Genomic DNA, 18,391 nt, shown 5'->3' on the forward strand with positions numbered 1-18,391 from the left:
TGGGCTGCGAAGCAGCCCCAATAAGCCCGCCGCGTTTCTTCAGATAAACCGCGATGGCCGGGTTTAGGGCGGCTTCGCCGCCCAGCGCGGGCGATGCGGCGTTCCGACAAGCCCGCTCGCCACAACAGCCCTATCTGCCTGGGTTTATGCGATGCAGCAAAATTGTGTAGATACCTATGCTCATCGCGGGCAAGCCCGCTCCCACATTTGACCGCGCACACCTGTGGGCTTGCCCGCGATGGGCCAGTACCGACACCTACGTCGCCGGCCGAACAGCCTTGATCAACGGCTGCAACGAATACCCCAGGCGCGGCGCCAGCGCCTCGGCCCGCGCAGAAACCGCCGCCAGGTCTAGGGTCTGGTCCAGATCCGCCGGCACGATCAGGATCACATTGCCCTCCTTCACCGGCAACTCCCAGTAGTGCCGATGATAAAGCCCGCGCAACAGCGCAGCACCCAGCGGCTTGCCATCATCGGTCGCCCACTGGTTGATCACCAACCAACCGCCGGGGTTGAGTTTCTTCTGGCAGTTTTCCAGGAAGGTCCAGGCCAGATGGCCAACCCCAGGCCCTACATCGGTATACAGGTCGACGAAAATCAGGTCCGCCGGCTCTGCAGTCTCCAGCAACTCCAGCGCATCGCCCACGCGGATGTACAAGCGCGGGTCATCATCAAGCCCCAGGTACTCGATGGCCAGGCGCGGTACGTCCGGGCGCAGCTCAATCGCCTCGACATCTTCCAGGGGCAGGAACTTGAGGCAGGCCTGGGTCAGCGTCCCGGCCCCCAGGCCAAGGAACAGCGCGCTTTCGGGCTGCTCATGGCATAAGGCGCCAATCAACATGGCACGGGTGTAGTCGTACTCGAGCCAGCTTGGGTCGGCGGTGAACACACAGCTTTGCTCGATGGCATCGCCAAACTCGAGAAAGCGGTAGTCAGCCACTTCCAGCACACGGATCATGCCGAAGTCATCGTGGACCTCAGCCAACAGGCGCTCGACGCGCTCCTCAGTCATTTCATCTCCTAATGGGCCCGGACACGGGTGCAAGCCGCCTGGTAACAAGCGGGAAAGGCGCGATTGTCGGCCAAGCAGCGCCAGCAGGTCACGCACTAATTGCTGATAACATGCACGCTCCCGACATTCATTCGAGTTCACGATGAGCCAACCTTGGAGCCCCGACAGCTGGCGCGCCCTGCCGATCCAGCAACAACCCCACTACCCCGATGCCGCGCACTTGCTGCAGGTTGAGCAGAGCCTGGCCAGTTACCCGCCGCTGGTCTTCGCCGGTGAAGCCCGGGAGTTGCGCCGCCAGTTTGCCGAGGTGACCCAGGGTCGCGCGTTCCTGCTGCAAGGTGGCGACTGCGCCGAGAGCTTTGCCGAGTTCTCCGCAGCCAAGATCCGCGACACTTTTAAAGTGTTGCTGCAGATGGCCATTGTCATGACCTTCGCCGCCGGCTGCCCAGTGGTCAAAGTCGGGCGTATGGCCGGCCAATTCGCCAAGCCGCGCTCGGCCAACGATGAAACCATCGACGGCATCACCCTGCCCGCCTACCGTGGCGATATCGTCAACGGCATTGGTTTCGACGAGAAAAGCCGCGTCCCGGACCCCGACCGCCTGCTGCAGTCCTACCACCAGTCCACCGCCACCCTGAACCTGCTGCGGGCCTTCGCCCAGGGCGGTTTTGCCGACCTGCACCAGGTGCACAAGTGGAACCTGGACTTTATCGCCAACTCCGCCCTGGCCGACAAGTACAGCCAACTGGCGGATCGCATCGACGAGACCCTGGCCTTCATGCGCGCCTGCGGCATGGACAGCTCGCCACAATTGCGCGAGACCAGCTTCTTCACCGCCCACGAAGCACTGTTGCTCAACTACGAGCAAGCCTTCGTGCGCCGTGACAGCCTGACCAACGATTACTACGACTGCTCGGCCCACATGCTGTGGATCGGCGACCGCACGCGCCAGCTCGATGGTGCACACGTCGAGTTCCTGCGCGGGGTGAACAACCCGATCGGGGTCAAGGTCGGCCCGAGCATGAATCCTGACGACCTGATTCGCCTGATCGACATCCTCAACCCGGACAACGACCCCGGCCGCCTGAACCTGATCGCACGCATGGGCGCCAACAAGGTCGGCGATCACCTGCCCAACCTGATCCGCGCCGTGCAGCGCGAAGGCAAGCAGGTGCTGTGGAGCAGCGACCCGATGCATGGCAACACCATCAAGGCCAGCAGCGGCTACAAGACCCGGGACTTCGCGCAGATCCTCAGCGAAGTGAAGGAATTCTTCCAGGTCCATGAAGCCGAAGGCACTTACGCCGGCGGGATTCATATCGAAATGACCGGGCAGAATGTCACCGAGTGCATCGGCGGTGCGCGACCGATTACCGAGGATGGCTTGTCGGACCGCTACCACACCCATTGCGACCCGCGGATGAATGCCGATCAGTCGCTGGAGCTGGCGTTCCTGATTGCCGAGACGCTGAAGCAGGTCAAACGCTAGGGCCGCGAATCCCCCTGTGGCGAGCGGGCTTGTCCCGCGCTGGGCTGCGAAGCAGCCCTAAAACCAGGCACTACGCAGTATCTGATACACCGCATTGGCTTACTGGGGCTGCTTCGCAGCCCAGCGCGGGCGATGCGGCGTTCCGACAAGCCCGCTCGCCACAGGGGCCCTACCTGCCTGCCTCCATTGCCAGCATCGCCACCCGCAACCGGGCCGCACTGTGCCGCTGACAATTGATCTGCACCTGCTCCAACCCCAGCCAATCAGCCATCTGCCGCAAGTTCAACGCCAACGCCAACATCCCCGCTTCGTCCAGCCCCGGTTCTTCCTCGTGCACCGCGTGGACCGCCAGCCGCCCGCTGGCACGCTCGGCCCGCAAATCCACCCGCGCAGCAATCCGTTCGTTGTGCAGGAATGGCAGCACGTAATAGCCGTAAACCCTTTTGTCCTGCGGGGTGTAGATCTCCAACCGATAACGGAAGTCGAACAGCCGCTCGGTACGGCTACGCTCCCAGATCAACGAATCGAAGGGCGACAGCAAGGCACTGGCCGCGACTTTGCGTGGGACGCTCGGCTCAGGCAGGCAATATGCCGGCTGTTTCCAACCCTGGACCTGGCAGGCCTGCAATTGCCCATCCTCGACCAGCTCGGCAAGGCGCCCGCGACTGTCTGCCGGTTCCAGGCGAAAGTAATCGCGCAGGTCCTTTTCCGTCCCCACACCCAACGCCGTCGCGGCATGCAGCAGCAGGCCACGCTGGGCACTGTGCTCACTCAAGGGCGCCTGTTGCAGAATCGCCGGCGCAATGACCCGCTCCGGCAGGTCGTATAGCCGCTCGAAACCACGGCGCCCGGCCACCGTCACCAGGCCGGCGGCGAACAACCACTCCAAAGCGTGCTTTTCGTCACTCCAGTCCCACCAGGGCCCGGCGCGCTCCTCACGGGTCGACAGGCTGCCAGCCCCCAACGCGCCCTGCTGCTCGACGATAGCCAATACCCGGCGGATGGTGGCCTGTTGCTCGCGTCCAAAACGCGCCATCTGCTGATAGATCCCCTGCCCCTCGGACGCACGCTGCATACGCCAGCGCATCAGCGGATACAGGGCCATGGGCAGCAGCGAGGCCTCATGCCCCCAATATTCAAACAACGTGCGCCGCCGCCCCTGACTCCAGGCGGCCTGTTCGAGCAGCAGCGGGGAATAACTGCCCAGGCGGGAAAACAGCGGCAGATAGTGGGAACGCACCACGGCATTGACCGAATCAATCTGCAACACCCCCAGTCGCTCGATCAGGCGATTGACCTGCACGGCCTTGACCTGCGCAGGCGGTTGCCGCCCGGAAAAGCCTTGGGCCACCAGCGCCATGCGGCGCGCCTGCTTAAGGGAGAAACTCAGATCTGCGGGCATGTGCATCTCCTGATTAGGCCCGCAGACTGTAGCGCGAACCCCCGTCATTTACCCAACGGATCATTCCAGAAATGCCGGTGACGCTCTTGCTCGACATCTGCGCGGGACAAGCCGATATCCTTGAGAGATTCATCACTCAGCTCTGCCAGGAACTGCCGCTCGCACTGCAGCGCGTACCAACGTAAAACCCTTTGAAACAGCCCAGCAAACGGGCGCTTCGCCAGCACCCCATCCTCTTTTTTTTGGCCTTTCATCATCTCGCCCTCCAGTGGGGATGACTAAAGTCTGTGCCTGGCGCTAACATCAATCCAACGAATGTTTCTTATGAAATACATCTCCAGGATTGATCAATTGCGTAATTACCCGAGTATCGATACCGAAGTGCTGCGCACCTTCGTTGCCATTGCCGACCTGGGTGGTTTCACCCGTGCTGGCGAGCAGATCAATCGCACTCAGTCAGCGGTCAGCATGCAGATGAAGCGCCTGGAAGAGGACGTGCTGCAACGCAAGCTCTTCGAGCGTGACGGCCGACAGGTCAGGCTCACGCCCGAGGGCCAGGTGCTGCTGGGGTATGCGCGGCGCATCCTGAAGCTGCACAGCGAAGTCTTCAATACCTTACGCGAGCCGCACATGGTCGGGCTGGTACGGATCGGCACGCCGGACGACTACGTGATGCGCTACCTGCCCGGCATTCTCAAGCGGTTTTCCAAAGCGTACCCGCTGATCCAGATCGAGATGCACTGCGAAGGCACGCCGGTGTTGATGCAGCGACGTGACTTGGCATTGACCGTCATCAGCCGTGAATCGGGGAGCGAAGTCGGGGAACTGCTGCGCAACGAACGTATGGTCTGGGTGGCATCCCACTGCTTCTGCGTGGACGAACACGAAGTCCTGCCCCTGGCAGTTTCCGGCATGGACAGTTATTGCACCCACTGGGCCACCGCATCGCTGGATGCCTCGGGGCGTCCGTACCGCCTGGCCTATCACAGCTCCAACGGGGCCGCGATTCTAGCGGTAGTCGGCGCAGGTCTGGCGGCGATGGTCATGATGGAAAGCCTGGTCACCGACGATCTGCGCATACTCGGCAGCGACGAAGGTTTCGGCCCACTGCCGATGGTCAATTTACGGCTGCTGCGCAATCCAGCCATGGCCTCCCCGATCACCGAATGCCTGGCCGAGTACATTCTTGAGGGCTTCAGACCTTAAAGGTCAGCATCACCGCGCACACCACCAGGAAGCCGCAGAACAACCCGCGCAGCAAACGCTCCGGCAACGCATGGGCGATCTTCACCCCCCAACTGATGCTGAGCAGCCCGCCGACGGCCAGAGGCACGCCGATCAGCCAGTCCACTTCCTGATGCCAGGCATAGGTCACCAGGGTGACGCTGGTACTGGGTAAAGCCAGCGCCAGGGACAAGCCTTGGGCGACCACTTGGCTGGTGCCGAAAATGCTGGTCAACACCGGGGTAGCAACCACTGCACCACCGACGCCGAACAAGCCGCCCATGGAGCCGGACACCGCCCCCAATACCCCGAGCCACGGCCAGGAATAGCGCATCTGCGCTGAAGGAGGTGCATTGCTGGTGACCATGCGCACCAGGTTGTACGCCGACAGCGCCACCAGAAACGCAATGAAGCCAATGCGCATGACACCTGCATCGATACCCACAGCCCAGATCGAACCCAACCAGGCAAAGCAAAAACCCATGAGCCCAAGTGGCAAGGCATGGCGCAGCTCGATCCGATTGCGCTGGTGATAACGCCACAACGCCAGCATGACATTGGGCACAACCATCACCAGCGCAGTACCTTGGGCGATTTGCTGGTCCAGGCCAAACAGTACCCCCAGCACCGGAATCGCGATCAGCCCGCCACCAATGCCGAACAATCCGCCCACGGTGCCCAAGGCTATGCCCAGCAGCACATACATCGCTAGATCCACCACAACACAACACTCCGCCGTCTCAAGCCCTGCATGCTACGCAGTCCCCCCTAGTATGGAAACGCACAGCAACGCACAATGGCTATGCCAAATCCGCACAAGCGCATCCCCATGAACCCCACCACCTTGACTGATCAACTGAGCCTGTTTCTCGATGTACTGGAGGCAGGCAGCTTTTCTGCTGCCGCGCGGCGCCACCCACTCACGCCCTCCGCTGTGGCCCGTCGGATCGACAGCCTGGAAAGCGCCGTGGGTAGCCGGCTATTCCTGCGCAGTACCCATGCGGTGCTGCCCACGCCTGCAGGCACGGCATTTGCCGAGCGTGCAAGGCGGATTGTCCGGGAGTTGCAACTGGCCCGAGCCGAGGCTGTGTCCTTGAGCCATGCGCCCGAAGGCCTGATTCGCGTGGATGCACCCGCCGCGTTTGGCCGGCGCCACCTGGCGCCGGCAATCGCAGACTTTCTGACCGTCTACCCAGGGCTGGATGTGCACCTGCACCTGATCGACAGCTTTGTCGACATGCAGGGCGAGCACCTGGGCAAGGTTGATCTGGTGCTGCGCGCCGGGCATATCGTCGATACACGACTGATCGCCACGCCGCTGGCCAGCATCGTGCGCATCGCCTGCGCCAGCCCGGCCTACCTGAAAAACCGGGGCACGCCGACCCATCCCAGCCAGTTGAATGAGCATGACGGCCTAGACTGGGAAGGCTTGGCGCCAATGTTCGCCTGGCGCTTTGAACTCGATGGTCGTAAGAACACCTACCGTCCGCAGCGTATCCGCATGAGCGCCAACAATGCCGAAGCCCTGCTATCCGGCGCCCTGGCCGGGCTGGGCATCGCACACTTGCCCACCTGGCTGGCCAGCGAGTATCTAGTGCGTGGCGAACTGGTGCCGTTATTCTGCGAAAACGGCCTGCCTAACGCCGAAAGTGCTGGTATTTACGCCCTACGCCTGGAACAACAGGCCAACGCCCGCAGCCGCCTGCTACTGGAGTACCTCAAGAGCCGTTTCAGCCCTATCCCACCGTGGGATCTGGCGCTGCAAAGCGGCTGGGGCTGACTGCTGCGACAGATTTATCTGGCGCGTTAAAGGTTTGACCGCTAGATTCCAGAGCAAATACGTTTTAAGGCACTGCCATGACCGACCCTTGCGATTCCCTGCTCCTCAACAACCAACTGTGCTTTGCCTTGCACTCCACATCGTTGTTGATGACCAAGGTCTACAAACCCCTGCTGCAAGCCATCGGCCTGACCTACCCACAGTACTTGGCGATGATGGTGTTGTGGGAAGAAGATGGTTTGACCGTGGGCGAAATCAGTAGCCGCCTGCTCACCGATCCGGGCTCACTGACACCGCTGCTCAAGCGCCTGGAAGCTGAGGGCCTGTTGAGTCGCACCCGTAGCCGTAGCGATGAGCGCGTAGTCGTGGTGGAATTGACCGAAGCTGGCCGAGCCCTGCGGGACAAGGCCGTGGATGTTCCCCCATGCATCCTAGGCGCCAGCGGGATGCAGATGGAGCAACTGCAGAAGCTGCAGGCGGACTTGCTGCAATTGCGCAGGAATTTGCAGAGTAGCGTCTGACCCTCACGCTGTTTTCGACCAAACATACCCCTGTAGAAGCCGGCTTGCCGGCGAAAATTGCGAGCGATAACGCGGTGTGCCTGGTGCCCCGCGTCGCACTCGGGTTTTTCGCCGGCAAGCAGGCTCCTACAGGGGATCGGGACTGGTTCGTAAATTTATATTGCGCACTAAACATTTGCGCGATACATTCACCTCGTACATTACTTAGCGCGCAAACTTTTAGCGCAAATTAAACCGCGAGGAGTCTCCCATGCAAGCTCTCTATACCGCAGTAGCCACCGCCACTGGCGGCCGTGATGGTCGTGCCGTTTCCAGCGACAACATCCTCGATGTCAAACTTTCTACGCCAAAAGAGTTGGGCGGCGCTGGCGGTCAAGCCACCAACCCGGAACAACTGTTCGCCGCTGGCTATTCGGCCTGCTTTATCGGCGCACTGAAATTCGTCGCCAGCCAGAGCAAACGCAAAATCCCCGATGACGCCTCGATCACCGCCCATGTGGGCATCGGCCAGATACCCGGTGGTTTTGGCCTGGACATCGATCTTCACGTGTCCCTGCCCGGCCTGGAACAAGATGAGGCGCAAAGCCTGGTGGAGGCTGCCCATCAGGTTTGCCCTTACTCCAACGCCACCCGTGGCAATGTCGATGTGCGTTTGCATATCACGGTGTGACTGGTCACCAGGCATAAAAAAACCCGACTCTTGGTCGGGTTTTTTATCAGTAACGCCAGAATTACTTCTTGGCGCGACCTTTGTACGAACCACCTTCACGGGTGTCGATCTCGATCAGATCGTCGATTTCGATGAAATCAGCCACTTGCAGTTCGGTACCGTTAGCCAGCTTGGCTGGCTTCATCACTTTGCCCGAAGTGTCGCCGCGAGCGGAACCTTCGGTGTAGGCAACCTTACGCACGATGGTGGTCGGCAGCTCCACGGAAACCAGGCGCTCTTCGAAGAAAATGGCTTCGCAGACGTCGGTCATGCCTTCTTCAATGAACGGCAGAACAGCTTCGATATCTTCAGCGTTCAGCTCGTACATGGTGTAGTCGGTGGTGTCCATGAACGTGTAGGTGTCGCCGCTGATGAAGGACAGGGTCGCTTCTTTACGGTCGAGGATTACGTCGTCCAGCTTGTCATCGGCGCTGTATACGGTTTCGGTCTTGTAACCGGTCAGCAGGTTCTTCAGCTTGGTCTTCATGATTGCGCTGTTACGACCAGACTTGGTGAACTCAGCTTTCTGAACCAACCAAGGGTCGTTGTCGATACGGATCACGGTACCGGGTTTCAGTTCTTTACCAGTTTTCATTACGAATATCCGAAATTTGGATGGGATTTACAAAAATCAAGGTCGCGTATCATATCCAATTTTCATAAAACTGTACCAGCGCCGTCGCAAGATCAGCCTGCAAGGCCTGTTCCAGACACCATTTTTCGGCGTGCTCGGTCAGTTCCGGCCAATGCCCCAGCAGGATTTTCCAGCTTGAGGCCATATCGCTGTCGGTGTTCCAGGCTTGCCATAGGGCGATCAGCGCGGCTTTTGCGGGTGCCGACAGGCCTTGGGTATAGAGCGCGAGGAAGGCATCGAGCTTGTCCAGGTGAATATCATCGTCCTGACGATAGATGTGCCATAGCAACGGGCGCCCAGCCCATTGCGCACGCACGAAGGAGTCTTCGCCGCGCACGGCGTTGAAATCGCAGCACCACAACAGGCGGTCGTATTGTTCCTGCCGCACGAACGGCAGTACCTGGATCGTCAGCGTACCGCGCAGATGAATATCCCCTGCTACCAACGCCTCGACACCCAGCCAGCGCTGCACGTCGCCGAGGATGCGCCCTTCCGGCACCAGCAGATGAGTGGCTTGCCCATCAGCCGCCAACACGTCCAGCCAACTGGCCAATCCGGCGTTTTCATAGGCAAACAGCGACATCAGGCGCGCGCCCTCTGCGGGAAACACGCCCAGCGCCTGCAGGAATTGTTGCCGAGCCTGCGGGTCACGCTGAAAGGCCTGCCGTTGTTCAATCAGCCCGACCTCACGCAACAAGCCGCCCGTACCAGAACGAAACCCCGGGAAGAAGAAGTACTTTTGCACACCCTTGAACTTCACCGACGGCAGGCCGTGGCAACCGACGACCCATTCCTCGGCGCTTAAATAGTCAAGGTTCATCCACAGTGGCGGGAGCTCACACCCAGCCATGGCCTCCATATAGTCATGGGGCAATTGGCAGGCAAACGCGGCAATCACCACATCAGCCGCTGGCGTAGCCGCCCAGTGCGCTGACCAGTGACGCACATCGACGCCCTCTTGCCACTGCTGGTCCAGTTGCACATCCACCTCAGGGCACATGCGTTCGAACGCCCGCAAATCATCGACCCACAAGCGCACCACGCAGGCGTGTTCCGCGGCCAATTGCCGGGCCAGGCGCCAGGTCACGCCGATGTCGCCGTAGTTGTCGACGACGCTGCAAAAAATATCCCAGCGGGCTTTCATTCCGGGCTCCATCATTCAAAGGCTCGATTGTCCGCATAAATGCCGCCATGCAGAAGGGTTGATCGCGATTATTCTGCACGCCGGCTATGCGACAATCCTTCGCTCACCGCAACCGTGTGCCAGGAGGCCGCCATGTCCGATCGCCCGCTGTCGATGTTCAAACTCAGTATTGCCGTGGCCATGGGCCTGTGGCTGGGCTTTGTCGCCATCGCGCTGACAGGCTGGCTGGCCTCGCGCTACCTGCTTGAACAGCCCGTGGCCGCCGTCACCCAGGCCGTCCAACAACTGGGCAAGCCGCCCGCCGTTACACCAGAGCCACCGAACCGGATGTTTGAGCAATACCAACAGAACCTGCACAAGCAGGAACAGCAACAGGCCCTGGACCAGGCGCGGGCGAACCCGCGCAATCTGTCCAACCCCAAATGCCAGTTCTGGCTCCAGCAGGACCAGAACGCCCCCAACGACAAGAGCCGGGCCAACGTCCTGCAATTTTGTGATTGAGCCGCAAGCCCCCATGAATAAACACGCCGTCCTCCAGTTGATCCTGGAAAAACTCTCCGCCGACCTGGATGTGGCGCAACGCGCCGCGCAAACCGCCTACGAAACCGCAACCCACGAAGAAAACATCGCCGAGAACAAGTACGACACCCTGGGCCTGGAAGCGTCTTACCTCGCCGCCGGGCAAGCCAAGCGCGTGGAGGAAATCAGGCAATCACTAGTGCTGTGTCAAAACCTCAACCTGCGACCCTACGATGAGCAACGGGGCATTGAAGTGGGCGCTTTGCTCGGCCTGGAAGACGACAACGGCCGTCAGCAATGGCTATTCCTCGCGCCGGACGCGGCAGGCCTGAAAGTCTATGTGGTGGGGCAGTTGGTGACCGTCATCACCCCTCGCTCGCCGCTGGGCAAAAGCCTGCTGGGCAAATTAGAAGGGGATGAGGTAGAGATTCTGGTGGCGGGCGCCCGGCAACAGTTCGTGGTGACCGAGGCCCGCTAGGTCGGTCAGTGAACCGGCAGTTCAACGCCGTCGAACAGCTCTTCCAGTTCCTGCTTGTTATGGCACTGGATCGCCTTGGCCATGACTTCACGGGTCAGGTGCGGGGCAAACTTCTCGATGAAATCGCACATGAAGCCACGCAGGAACGTGCCACGACGGAAGCCGATCTTGGTCACGCTGGACTCGAACAATTCGCTGGCATCGAGCACCACCAGATCGCTGTCGAGCTTGGTATCGACAGCCATCTTGGCCACGATGCCAACGCCCAGGCCCAGGCGCACGTAAGTCTTGATCACGTCGGCGTCCGCTGCAGTGAACACCACTTTGGGCGTGAGGCCACGATGGCTGAAGGCTTCGTCGAGCTTGGAGCGGCCAGTGAAGCCGAACACGTAGGTGACAATCGGATATTCCGCCAGCGCTTCCAGGGTCAGCTTCGGCAGCTTGGCCAGTGGATGGCCCTGAGGCACCACGACGCAGCGGTTCCAGCGATAGCACGGCATCATCACCAGGTCGCCGAACAGCTCCAGGGCTTCGGTGGCGATGGCGAAATCGACGGTGCCATCGGCCGCCATTTCGGCGATCTGCATCGGCGAGCCCTGGTGCATGTGCAAGGCCACGTCCGGGTACTGCTTGATGAACGAACTGATCACCGGCGGCAGCGCATAACGGGCCTGGGTGTGGGTGGTGGCGATCGACAGGGTGCCTTTTTTCTCGTTGGAGAATTCCTGAGCGATCTGCTTGATGCTTTCAACCTTGCGCAGGATTTCACCGGCCGTGGTGATGATGCGCTCACCGGCAGGCGTGACGCGGGTCAGGTGCTTGCCGCTGCGGGCGAACACTTCGACGCCCAATTCGTCTTCGAGCAGGCGGATCTGTTTACTGATACCCGGTTGCGAGGTGTAGAGGCTTTGAGCCGTGGCGGAAACGTTGAGGTCGTGGTGCGCCACTTCCCAGATGTAGCGCAGTTGTTGAAGCTTCATATGTGTCCCTCAAAGCAGATAGACGCCACGGATATCAGCGACGGTATATAACTATATTAAAGGTTGGATTGATAAATCTAGAACTTTTTATCGTTTTCACCCCATCACACATCATCACTGCGTCGACGCTGCAGCAAAGGCACCAGATAGACCGGTACCTGAGACAACTGCAACACCCGCGCCGCGGTACGCCCCAGTGGCGCCGAGATCCCGGTGCCCTGGCTATGACTCCCTACGATCAACAAATCCACCGAGAGTTTCTGCGCCTGCTCGAGAATCACTTGGGCGGGATCCCCCTGGATCACCCGCACGGAACGAATCGCCAGCAAGTCCTGCTCGCCGTCCTGCAACTCTTCACGAAAACTGTCCAGCACCCGCTGTTCGATGTTCGCCATTACGGTGTTCAGCCCCTGGCTCTGCCATTCGCTCAACGCCTGCTCATCAAGATAGGTCTGCAGCACCGATTCTGCGAACAGCCCGATCGGCTCCACCACATGAATCACATACAGGTCCGCCTTGAACGTACGCGCCATCGCCAGCGCATGTTGCATCACGTAAGGCGCATACACACCCAGGTCTGAGGCGTACAACATCGACCGAATCATAGAACCTCCCGGGCTGCCAGGATGGCGGGGATTGTTTCAGCTTAGCAGCGCCTCCGCGACTGCGATGAACTTAGCTCTGGACCTGGACTTTCGGCTCATTGCTCACGCCATGGGGCACATGCCCGGTGGCCACAACCTCCCTGGCTTTCTCGCAATGGCCGGCCTGGTCGTCAAAAAACACGTCGGCGGCGAACGCCTCAAGGAACGCTGATTTTTCCAGGCCGCCAAGAAACAGCGACTCATCCAGGCGGATGTCCCACTCGCGCAATGTGCGGATCACCCGTTCGTGGGACGGGGCCGAACGCGCCGTCACCAACGCCGTGCGGATCGGGCATGACTCATCGGGGAACTCGCGCTGCAACAGATTGAGGGCGGCCAGGAACCCTTTGAATGGCCCGCCGCGCAGCGGCTCGCGGGCCGCTTGCCGCTCGCTGGCCTGGAAGGCTTCCAGGCCGCCGCTCTGGTAGACGCGCTCGGACTCGTCGGAAAACAACACCGCATCGCCATCGAAGGCAATCCGCAATTCGGCACTGCAAGCCCGGCGGGCGCCGCCAGACAGAATGGTCGCCGCCGCAAAACCGGCATCCAGTGCGCTGCGTACATCTTCGGCATGGGTCGAGAGGAACAGGTGACTGCCAAACGCCGCCAGATAAGGGTGGGGGTTACGCCCACCGACGAAGGCGGCGCGGGAAATATCCAGGCCGTAATGCTGGATCGAATTGAACACACGCAAACCGGTATCGGCACTGTTGCGCGACACCAGCACCACTTCGACCCGCGCGCGGCCCAGGCTGGCATTGAGGGTCAGGAGCTTCTTGACCAGGGGGAAGGCGTCCCCCGGCTCAAGGATTTCTTCCTCGTGATCGATCTGATACTTGCGGTAGGCCTCGACGCCCTGGGCCAGATAAACCTTATGGCTTTCACCCAGGTCGAACAGTGCCCGCGAGGAAATCGCCAATACCAGTTTGTCGCTCATGCCTTTGGCCATATCTGTTCCTCAACCGTTGCGTCGATCAATAAAGTCCAAGGCCTGATACAGCACCTGCATCCGCGGCATTTCACAGCCAGCGGCCCGGGCGGCAGCCAGTGGACGGGCGTAGATCGCAGCCAGCTCCAGGGGGCGCTGGTGCAGATGGTCGTGATACATGCTGGGCCAGTAGTCCTTCAAACGCTCGGTCATGCTGAACATCTGCGCGGCGTAGCCGGGCGCGATTTCATGACCGCATGCATGGGCGCCCTGCACCACTTCGGCCATCAGGCCCTGGATCAATTCCCGGCTGGATTCGTCGGCCATCAACTCCGAGGTATTCGCACCGAGCAACACCGACAGGCCGTTGTACGGCACATTCCACACCAGCTTATGCCAGCGCGCCTGGTCCAGATCAGGCATGGCCTGGGAGTCGATCCCAGCCTGGCGGAACAGCCCGGCACCCTCTTCGACAATCGCCTGGCGGCGAGCAGTATCATGTGCGGCATCGCCACTGTGATAACCCAGACTGACCCGGCCCATGGCCTGGTGTTCGACAATCCCCGGTCCGGAACGGTGGACGCAGATATAGCAAAGCCCACCGAGCAAATGCAGGGACTCAGGCAAATGTTCGCGTAGGCCGTCTTCGACACCGAGGCCATTTTGTAACAGCACAACCTTGGCATCGGGCGCCGCTACCTGGGCAATGGTCGGTGCCAGCTCAACGTTGCCGGTGGTTTTGGTGCCTACCAGCAGCCAGTCGCAAGGCGGCATGTCGGCCGCATTGGCATAGGCCTGGACCGGGTGCAGGCTCAACGCCCCGTGTATCGCACTATTGAGTTGCAAGCCCCGCTCGCTCACCGCCGCGTATTCACTGCGTAGCAGGAAATGCACGTCGTAACCGGCGCGCGCCAGCATCAACCCGTAAAAACCACCAATGGCACCGGTACCGATAATTCCAATGCGCGGCCCAGGCTCAACAGCACTCGTCATGGCAACTCCTCTGGTAGTTGTTTGAGCGCCTCATTTATAGCGTCGCTCAGGTCACTCGGGTTAAGGCGCACCTGTAGCGCGCCGTGGAGTTGACCCTCGCACACTACAAATAAAGCCGGCAAATGAAAGATCCCGTAGCGCGCAACCGCGCCACCATTATGCCCAGCATCGACCCAACAGAGGTGCTCCACCGGCAGGTCCCAGCCCGGCAACTGTTGGCGCGCCCAACGACAACTGGAACAACCGACACTGGTAAACACCAGCAGCGAAGCGCCAGGCAGCGTCAGCAGTTGCTGGTCGATATCAAAATCCGTCAATTCAAACGCTTTCACTCGATCCGCACCACCACCTTTAACCAGGCAACACACTATCAGGCCACACGACAACGCGCGCAATTGCCCATTGTCGAGCAGGCTTGTACGCGCTAAGGTTCGGCTCCCCGCTGCATTTAAATCATGCTGTGCTCCGCCGCACGGGGTTCGCTGGCGGCCGGCACCCGTGACCCTGACGAGTAACACGATGGCTGATTTACCGATCAACGACCTAAACGTCGAATCCAACGAGACCCTGATCACGCCCGATCAGCTCAAGCGCGAAATCCCTCTGAGCGACGCTGCACTGCAGACTGTCACCAAGGGCCGCGAAGTCATTCGTGACATCCTCGACGGCACTGACCACCGCCTGTTCGTGGTGATCGGCCCTTGCTCGATCCACGACCTCAAGGCTGCACACGAGTACGCCGAGCGCCTCAAAGTACTGGCTGCGGAAGTTTCCGACACCCTGTACCTGGTGATGCGCGTGTATTTCGAGAAGCCGCGTACCACCGTTGGCTGGAAAGGCCTGATCAACGATCCGTACCTGGACGACTCGTTCAAGATCCAGGACGGCTTGCATATCGGCCGCAAGTTGCTGCTGGACCTGGCTGAGATGGGCCTGCCAACGGCCACCGAAGCCCTGGACCCGATTTCCCCGCAATACCTGCAGGACCTGATCAGTTGGTCGGCGATTGGCGCCCGTACCACCGAATCGCAAACCCACCGCGAAATGGCCTCTGGCCTGTCCTCGGCCGTGGGTTTCAAGAACGGTACCGATGGCGGCCTGACCGTGGCGATCAACGCCTTGCAGTCGGTTTCCAGCCCCCATCGTTTCCTGGGGATCAACCAGGAAGGCGGCGTGTCCATCGTCACCACCAAAGGCAACGCCTATGGCCACGTGGTACTGCGTGGCGGCAATGGCAAGCCCAACTATGATTCGGTCAGCGTGGCCTTGTGCGAACAGGCGTTGACCAAGGCGAAGATCAAGCCAAACATCATGGTCGATTGCAGCCACGCCAATTCCAATAAAGACCCGGCGCTGCAACCGCTGGTGATGGAGAACGTGGCCAACCAGATCCTGGAAGGCAACCAGTCGATTATCGGCCTGATGGTCGAGAGTCACCTGAACTGGGGTTGCCAGGCGATTCCAAAAGATCTGGCCGACCTGCAATACGGTGTGTCGATCACCGATGCCTGCATCGACTGGTCCGCCACCGAGACCACTCTGCGCAGCATGCACGCCAAGCTCAAGGACGTATTGCCCAAGCGCAAACGTACCTGACGCACACAAAAACGCCGGGCTAAGCCCGGCGTTTTTTTATGTGCGCATATTTGCTTTCACAGCTTCGCCGCATGGCGCTGGTGGCGCTCCATGTAGCGCTCCACGTAGGAGCAGGACGGGATCACCGTATAGCCCATGCTCTCGGCGTATTGCAGTGCTTCTTCGGTCAGCGCCGCAGCAATGCCGCGCCCACGCAGGGCATTGGGCACAAACGTGCGGTAGATATCCAGGGTCTGCTTCCCCAGGTCCATGTAGGTCAGATAGGCACGATGACCGTCCACATTGGTCTCGAACTGATGACCAGCCTGGTCATGGTGGATGGACAACGCCTCGCTCATCACTACTCCTCGCGGGTCTTGGTTTCTGACCCCTACCTTACCGATGTTTTTCCGGCGAAGGAACATCTACGCCACCCGTGCCGGTTTCGACAACGAGAAAAGCCCTACAGCACTCACGCCCTGCACCCAGGAATAGTAGGCACCAATCCTGTCATTGCTCAAGGGACGCTCGTCATCCGTCGGGCTGGCGGACATAGAAAGTGCTGATCGAACATCTGGTGGTCGATAGCCTGAACATTGCCGGCAGTTGAAGCTTGAGACGAAGCACCGCTCTTAAAGTCACCTCTACATGCGCGAAAGATGCCCATCAGCGCCTGGATAATCTGAACAATAGTATTGGTGCAGATATATAAATTGACATCGACTTACAACGTTTAACACTTGCCAGGCGGCGCTTTCAGCCTGGATCCAATCTCTGACCGCGCAGCAAAAACTGGATATTTTTTATACAAACTCGCTAAAGATTAGCCAAAATAGATTCAGCACAAGAATTTTTTTTGCTTCTTGCGCTACGTCAGTTTACTTACTACAAGTAATGGGTAGTATGTACGCCGGCTATTAGCTCACTCTGAGATAGTAGCCATTAAATAGAAAGTCCTTGAAGGGGAACACGATGAACAACGTTCTGAAATTCTCTGCTCTGGCTCTGGCCGCAGTTCTGGCTACCGGTTGCAGCAGCGTCTCCAAAGAAACCGAAGCTCGTCTGACTGCAACTGAAGACGCAGCAGCTCGCTCCCAGGCTCGTGCAGACGAAGCCTACCGTAAAGCTGATGAAGCTCTGGCTGCTGCTCAAAAAGCACAACAGACTGCTGACGAAGCTAACGAGCGCGCTCTGCGCATGCTTGAAAAAGCTAGCCGCAAGTAATAATCCTTCGGGGTTGTTATCAAGCCGATCCATTTTTGGATCGGCTTTTTATTGCCCGGGATTCGGCTCTAAATCCCGGGCAATAAAAAGCCCGCCAGGAGCAATCCATGGCGGGCGTCGATTGGCGGCAGGTGTTACTGCTGCAGATCGACCGGCATGCTGGTGACCATCGGCACCGCTCCTGGCTCGCCGATCTGCGCGGGCAAGCCATCTTCGGCTGCGACGACATCACGCACTTCATCCCAGTTGACCCGCAGGTTGTTGGCCAGGTCTTCGCGCTTGAGCATCGCGTTGATGACGGCCGTGTGCTTGTCGACCACCGACGGCGTGCCATCATCGTTCAATGGCGCGTGGGCCTCCAGGTAGACCTTGCCGCCGCTGATGCCGAACTTGTACGCCTCATTGATGATCCGCACGGGCGTACCCACCGGGACCATCTTGGCCATCTCCAACACGTTGTTGTTGAACATGCGGAAGCAACCATGACTGGTACGGGTACCAATGCCGAACTTCTTGTTGGAACCATGAATCAGGTAGCCCGGCGTACCCAGGGTGAACTTGAACGGCCCCAGGGGGTTGTCGGGACCGGCCGGCACCACATTGGGCAGCGGGTCGCCGTCCGCCGCATGCTCGGCCTTGATCGACGCGGGTGGGGTCCAGGTCGGGTTGGGGGTCTTGGCAATGATGCTGGTATGGGCAATCGGCGAGCCCCAGCCTTCACGACCGATTCCGAGCGGGAAGGTGTACACCACGTCCTGGCCCTTGGGGTAATAGTACAGACGGTACTCCGCCAGGTTGATCACGATGCCTTCCCGGGGACCTGGCGGCAAAATGAAACGGGTCGGCAGCACAATCTCGACCCCGGCCCCCGGCAACCAGGCATCGACGCCGGGGTTGGCCGCGACCATCTCCGAATAGCCCAGGTCATAAGTAACCCCCAGGTCGGCAAACGTGTCTTCGTACTTGGCCTTGATCACCTGAACCTGGCCGACAATGTCCTCACCCGGCGGTGGCAGGGGCAGTTGCAGGGCTGCAGCAGGACCAACTGCGCACAATGCAGCGAGAGACAGGCAACGGGTGACGACAGACAGGCGCGACAACATCCGGAAAATCCTTCACAGATCGACGAGGGTAA

Annotated in this window: 22 protein-coding genes; 9 read left to right on the forward strand and 13 right to left on the reverse strand. The window is 59.9% G+C overall.

Annotated elements, in window-relative coordinates; all coding sequences use genetic code 11:
• Positions 1-256: 256 nt before the first annotated feature.
• Positions 257-1,012 carry a spermidine synthase gene (locus HBO09_RS04985; RefSeq protein ID WP_169996771.1) on the reverse strand — a complete coding sequence of 252 codons (756 nt, stop codon included), beginning with the start codon at positions 1,010-1,012 and terminating at the stop codon, positions 257-259.
• Positions 1,013-1,154: 142 nt separating this feature from the next.
• On the opposite strand from HBO09_RS04985, the gene HBO09_RS04990 reads away from it, so the two are divergent.
• Positions 1,155-2,501: a 3-deoxy-7-phosphoheptulonate synthase class II gene (locus tag HBO09_RS04990; protein ID WP_169996769.1), complete on the forward strand. Its 1,347-nt coding sequence runs from the start codon at positions 1,155-1,157 to the stop codon at positions 2,499-2,501.
• Positions 2,502-2,670: 169 nt separating this feature from the next.
• Here the strand turns inward: HBO09_RS04990 and HBO09_RS04995 are convergent, their stop codons facing one another.
• Positions 2,671-3,903: a winged helix-turn-helix domain-containing protein gene (locus HBO09_RS04995; protein WP_169996767.1), complete on the reverse strand. Its 1,233-nt coding sequence runs from the start codon at positions 3,901-3,903 to the stop codon at positions 2,671-2,673.
• A 44-nt stretch (positions 3,904-3,947) separates the two neighbouring features.
• Positions 3,948-4,157: a DUF1127 domain-containing protein gene (locus HBO09_RS05000; RefSeq protein WP_169996782.1), complete on the reverse strand. Its 210-nt coding sequence runs from the start codon at positions 4,155-4,157 to the stop codon at positions 3,948-3,950.
• A gap of 70 nt (positions 4,158-4,227) precedes the next feature.
• Between HBO09_RS05000 and HBO09_RS05005 the strand changes: the two genes are divergently transcribed.
• On the forward strand, positions 4,228-5,109 hold the full coding sequence (locus HBO09_RS05005) for a LysR family transcriptional regulator (protein ID WP_169996765.1): 882 nt from the start codon (positions 4,228-4,230) through the stop codon (positions 5,107-5,109).
• Here the strand turns inward: HBO09_RS05005 and HBO09_RS05010 are convergent.
• Complete coding sequence (locus HBO09_RS05010) at positions 5,099-5,848, reverse strand: sulfite exporter TauE/SafE family protein (protein ID WP_169996763.1); 750 nt, start codon at positions 5,846-5,848, stop codon at positions 5,099-5,101. The two genes, HBO09_RS05005 and HBO09_RS05010, sit on opposite strands and share 11 nt — an antisense overlap.
• Positions 5,849-5,956: 108 nt before the next feature.
• Between HBO09_RS05010 and HBO09_RS05015 the strand changes: the two genes are divergently transcribed.
• The 3 genes from HBO09_RS05015 (at position 5,957) to HBO09_RS05025 (ending at position 8,098) form a co-directional block, all read left to right on the forward strand.
• The gene (locus HBO09_RS05015; protein WP_170060851.1) at positions 5,957-6,907 is read left to right on the forward strand and encodes a LysR family transcriptional regulator; all 951 of its coding nucleotides are present in this window, start codon (positions 5,957-5,959) and stop codon (positions 6,905-6,907) included.
• 77 nt (positions 6,908-6,984) lie between these two features.
• Positions 6,985-7,428 carry a MarR family transcriptional regulator gene (locus HBO09_RS05020; RefSeq protein ID WP_169996760.1) on the forward strand — a complete coding sequence of 148 codons (444 nt, stop codon included), beginning with the start codon at positions 6,985-6,987 and terminating at the stop codon, positions 7,426-7,428.
• Between the two features lie 250 nt (positions 7,429-7,678).
• Positions 7,679-8,098, forward strand: coding sequence for an organic hydroperoxide resistance protein (locus tag HBO09_RS05025; protein WP_169996758.1), 420 nt, complete (start codon positions 7,679-7,681; stop codon positions 8,096-8,098).
• Between the two features lie 61 nt (positions 8,099-8,159).
• Here HBO09_RS05025 and HBO09_RS05030 read toward each other — a convergent pair whose 3' ends face one another.
• Positions 8,160-8,732: an elongation factor P gene (locus HBO09_RS05030; RefSeq protein WP_029298017.1), complete on the reverse strand. Its 573-nt coding sequence runs from the start codon at positions 8,730-8,732 to the stop codon at positions 8,160-8,162.
• A gap of 49 nt (positions 8,733-8,781) precedes the next feature.
• Positions 8,782-9,915, reverse strand: coding sequence for an elongation factor P maturation arginine rhamnosyltransferase EarP (earP, locus tag HBO09_RS05035; protein WP_169996756.1), 1,134 nt, complete (start codon positions 9,913-9,915; stop codon positions 8,782-8,784).
• Positions 9,916-10,047: 132 nt separating this feature from the next.
• Between earP and HBO09_RS05040 the strand changes: the two genes are divergently transcribed.
• Together HBO09_RS05040 and HBO09_RS05045 are read left to right on the forward strand one after the other, a co-directional pair.
• The gene (locus HBO09_RS05040) at positions 10,048-10,416 is read left to right on the forward strand and encodes a hypothetical protein (RefSeq protein ID WP_169996754.1); all 369 of its coding nucleotides are present in this window, start codon (positions 10,048-10,050) and stop codon (positions 10,414-10,416) included.
• A 13-nt stretch (positions 10,417-10,429) separates the two neighbouring features.
• The gene (locus HBO09_RS05045) at positions 10,430-10,912 is read left to right on the forward strand and encodes a GreA/GreB family elongation factor (RefSeq protein WP_169996752.1); all 483 of its coding nucleotides are present in this window, start codon (positions 10,430-10,432) and stop codon (positions 10,910-10,912) included.
• Positions 10,913-10,917: 5 nt separating this feature from the next.
• Here the strand turns inward: HBO09_RS05045 and cysB are convergent, their stop codons facing one another.
• From cysB to HBO09_RS05070, 5 genes are all read right to left on the reverse strand, one after another.
• Entirely contained in the window at positions 10,918-11,892 is a 975-nt protein-coding gene (gene cysB / locus HBO09_RS05050; protein ID WP_010176165.1) for an HTH-type transcriptional regulator CysB, read from the reverse strand.
• A 104-nt stretch (positions 11,893-11,996) separates the two neighbouring features.
• Entirely contained in the window at positions 11,997-12,497 is a 501-nt protein-coding gene (locus HBO09_RS05055; RefSeq protein WP_169996750.1) for a universal stress protein, read from the reverse strand.
• A gap of 70 nt (positions 12,498-12,567) precedes the next feature.
• Complete coding sequence (locus HBO09_RS05060; RefSeq protein ID WP_169996748.1) at positions 12,568-13,485, reverse strand: 5'-nucleotidase; 918 nt, start codon at positions 13,483-13,485, stop codon at positions 12,568-12,570.
• A 9-nt stretch (positions 13,486-13,494) separates the two neighbouring features.
• Positions 13,495-14,457: a putative 2-dehydropantoate 2-reductase gene (locus HBO09_RS05065; protein WP_169996746.1), complete on the reverse strand. Its 963-nt coding sequence runs from the start codon at positions 14,455-14,457 to the stop codon at positions 13,495-13,497.
• Positions 14,454-14,831, reverse strand: coding sequence for a thioredoxin (locus HBO09_RS05070; RefSeq protein ID WP_169996780.1), 378 nt, complete (start codon positions 14,829-14,831; stop codon positions 14,454-14,456). The genes HBO09_RS05065 and HBO09_RS05070 overlap by 4 nt, the downstream gene beginning before the upstream one ends.
• Before the next feature lie 145 nt (positions 14,832-14,976).
• Between HBO09_RS05070 and HBO09_RS05075 the strand changes: the two genes are divergently transcribed.
• On the forward strand, positions 14,977-16,053 hold the full coding sequence (locus HBO09_RS05075; protein WP_029297994.1) for a 3-deoxy-7-phosphoheptulonate synthase: 1,077 nt from the start codon (positions 14,977-14,979) through the stop codon (positions 16,051-16,053).
• 56 nt (positions 16,054-16,109) lie between these two features.
• Here the strand turns inward: HBO09_RS05075 and HBO09_RS05080 are convergent, their stop codons facing one another.
• On the reverse strand, positions 16,110-16,391 hold the full coding sequence (locus tag HBO09_RS05080; protein WP_029297992.1) for a GNAT family N-acetyltransferase: 282 nt from the start codon (positions 16,389-16,391) through the stop codon (positions 16,110-16,112).
• Positions 16,392-17,004: 613 nt separating this feature from the next.
• Between HBO09_RS05080 and oprI the strand changes: the two genes are divergently transcribed.
• On the forward strand, positions 17,005-17,256 hold the full coding sequence (gene oprI / locus HBO09_RS05085) for an outer membrane lipoprotei OprI (protein ID WP_003172710.1): 252 nt from the start codon (positions 17,005-17,007) through the stop codon (positions 17,254-17,256).
• A 134-nt stretch (positions 17,257-17,390) separates the two neighbouring features.
• Here oprI and HBO09_RS05090 read toward each other — a convergent pair whose 3' ends face one another.
• On the reverse strand, positions 17,391-18,359 hold the full coding sequence (locus tag HBO09_RS05090; protein WP_169996744.1) for a L,D-transpeptidase family protein: 969 nt from the start codon (positions 18,357-18,359) through the stop codon (positions 17,391-17,393).
• Between the last annotated feature and the right edge of the window lie 32 nt (positions 18,360-18,391).

Origin of the sequence: Pseudomonas sp. WS 5027, assembly GCF_012985695.1 — a bacterium.
GTDB classification, from domain to species: domain Bacteria; phylum Pseudomonadota; class Gammaproteobacteria; order Pseudomonadales; family Pseudomonadaceae; genus Aquipseudomonas; species Aquipseudomonas hygromyciniae.

Coding starts and splice junctions, on each gene's coding strand:
- HBO09_RS04985 (WP_169996771.1), bottom strand. CDS start 1,012: ATGACTGAGGAGCGCGTCGAGCGCCTGTTGGCTGAGGTCCACGATGAC.
- HBO09_RS04990 (WP_169996769.1), top strand. CDS start 1,155: ATGAGCCAACCTTGGAGCCCCGACAGCTGGCGCGCCCTGCCGATCCAG.
- HBO09_RS04995 (WP_169996767.1), bottom strand. CDS start 3,903: ATGCCCGCAGATCTGAGTTTCTCCCTTAAGCAGGCGCGCCGCATGGCG.
- HBO09_RS05000 (WP_169996782.1), bottom strand. CDS start 4,157: ATGAAAGGCCAAAAAAAAGAGGATGGGGTGCTGGCGAAGCGCCCGTTT.
- HBO09_RS05005 (WP_169996765.1), top strand. CDS start 4,228: ATGAAATACATCTCCAGGATTGATCAATTGCGTAATTACCCGAGTATC.
- HBO09_RS05015 (WP_170060851.1), top strand. CDS start 5,957: ATGAACCCCACCACCTTGACTGATCAACTGAGCCTGTTTCTCGATGTA.
- HBO09_RS05020 (WP_169996760.1), top strand. CDS start 6,985: ATGACCGACCCTTGCGATTCCCTGCTCCTCAACAACCAACTGTGCTTT.
- HBO09_RS05025 (WP_169996758.1), top strand. CDS start 7,679: ATGCAAGCTCTCTATACCGCAGTAGCCACCGCCACTGGCGGCCGTGAT.
- HBO09_RS05030 (WP_029298017.1), bottom strand. CDS start 8,732: ATGAAAACTGGTAAAGAACTGAAACCCGGTACCGTGATCCGTATCGAC.
- earP (WP_169996756.1), bottom strand. CDS start 9,915: ATGAAAGCCCGCTGGGATATTTTTTGCAGCGTCGTCGACAACTACGGC.
- HBO09_RS05040 (WP_169996754.1), top strand. CDS start 10,048: ATGTCCGATCGCCCGCTGTCGATGTTCAAACTCAGTATTGCCGTGGCC.
- HBO09_RS05045 (WP_169996752.1), top strand. CDS start 10,430: ATGAATAAACACGCCGTCCTCCAGTTGATCCTGGAAAAACTCTCCGCC.
- cysB (WP_010176165.1), bottom strand. CDS start 11,892: ATGAAGCTTCAACAACTGCGCTACATCTGGGAAGTGGCGCACCACGAC.
- HBO09_RS05055 (WP_169996750.1), bottom strand. CDS start 12,497: ATGATTCGGTCGATGTTGTACGCCTCAGACCTGGGTGTGTATGCGCCT.
- HBO09_RS05060 (WP_169996748.1), bottom strand. CDS start 13,485: ATGGCCAAAGGCATGAGCGACAAACTGGTATTGGCGATTTCCTCGCGG.
- HBO09_RS05065 (WP_169996746.1), bottom strand. CDS start 14,457: ATGACGAGTGCTGTTGAGCCTGGGCCGCGCATTGGAATTATCGGTACC.
- HBO09_RS05075 (WP_029297994.1), top strand. CDS start 14,977: ATGGCTGATTTACCGATCAACGACCTAAACGTCGAATCCAACGAGACC.
- HBO09_RS05080 (WP_029297992.1), bottom strand. CDS start 16,391: ATGAGCGAGGCGTTGTCCATCCACCATGACCAGGCTGGTCATCAGTTC.
- oprI (WP_003172710.1), top strand. CDS start 17,005: ATGAACAACGTTCTGAAATTCTCTGCTCTGGCTCTGGCCGCAGTTCTG.
- HBO09_RS05090 (WP_169996744.1), bottom strand. CDS start 18,359: ATGTTGTCGCGCCTGTCTGTCGTCACCCGTTGCCTGTCTCTCGCTGCA.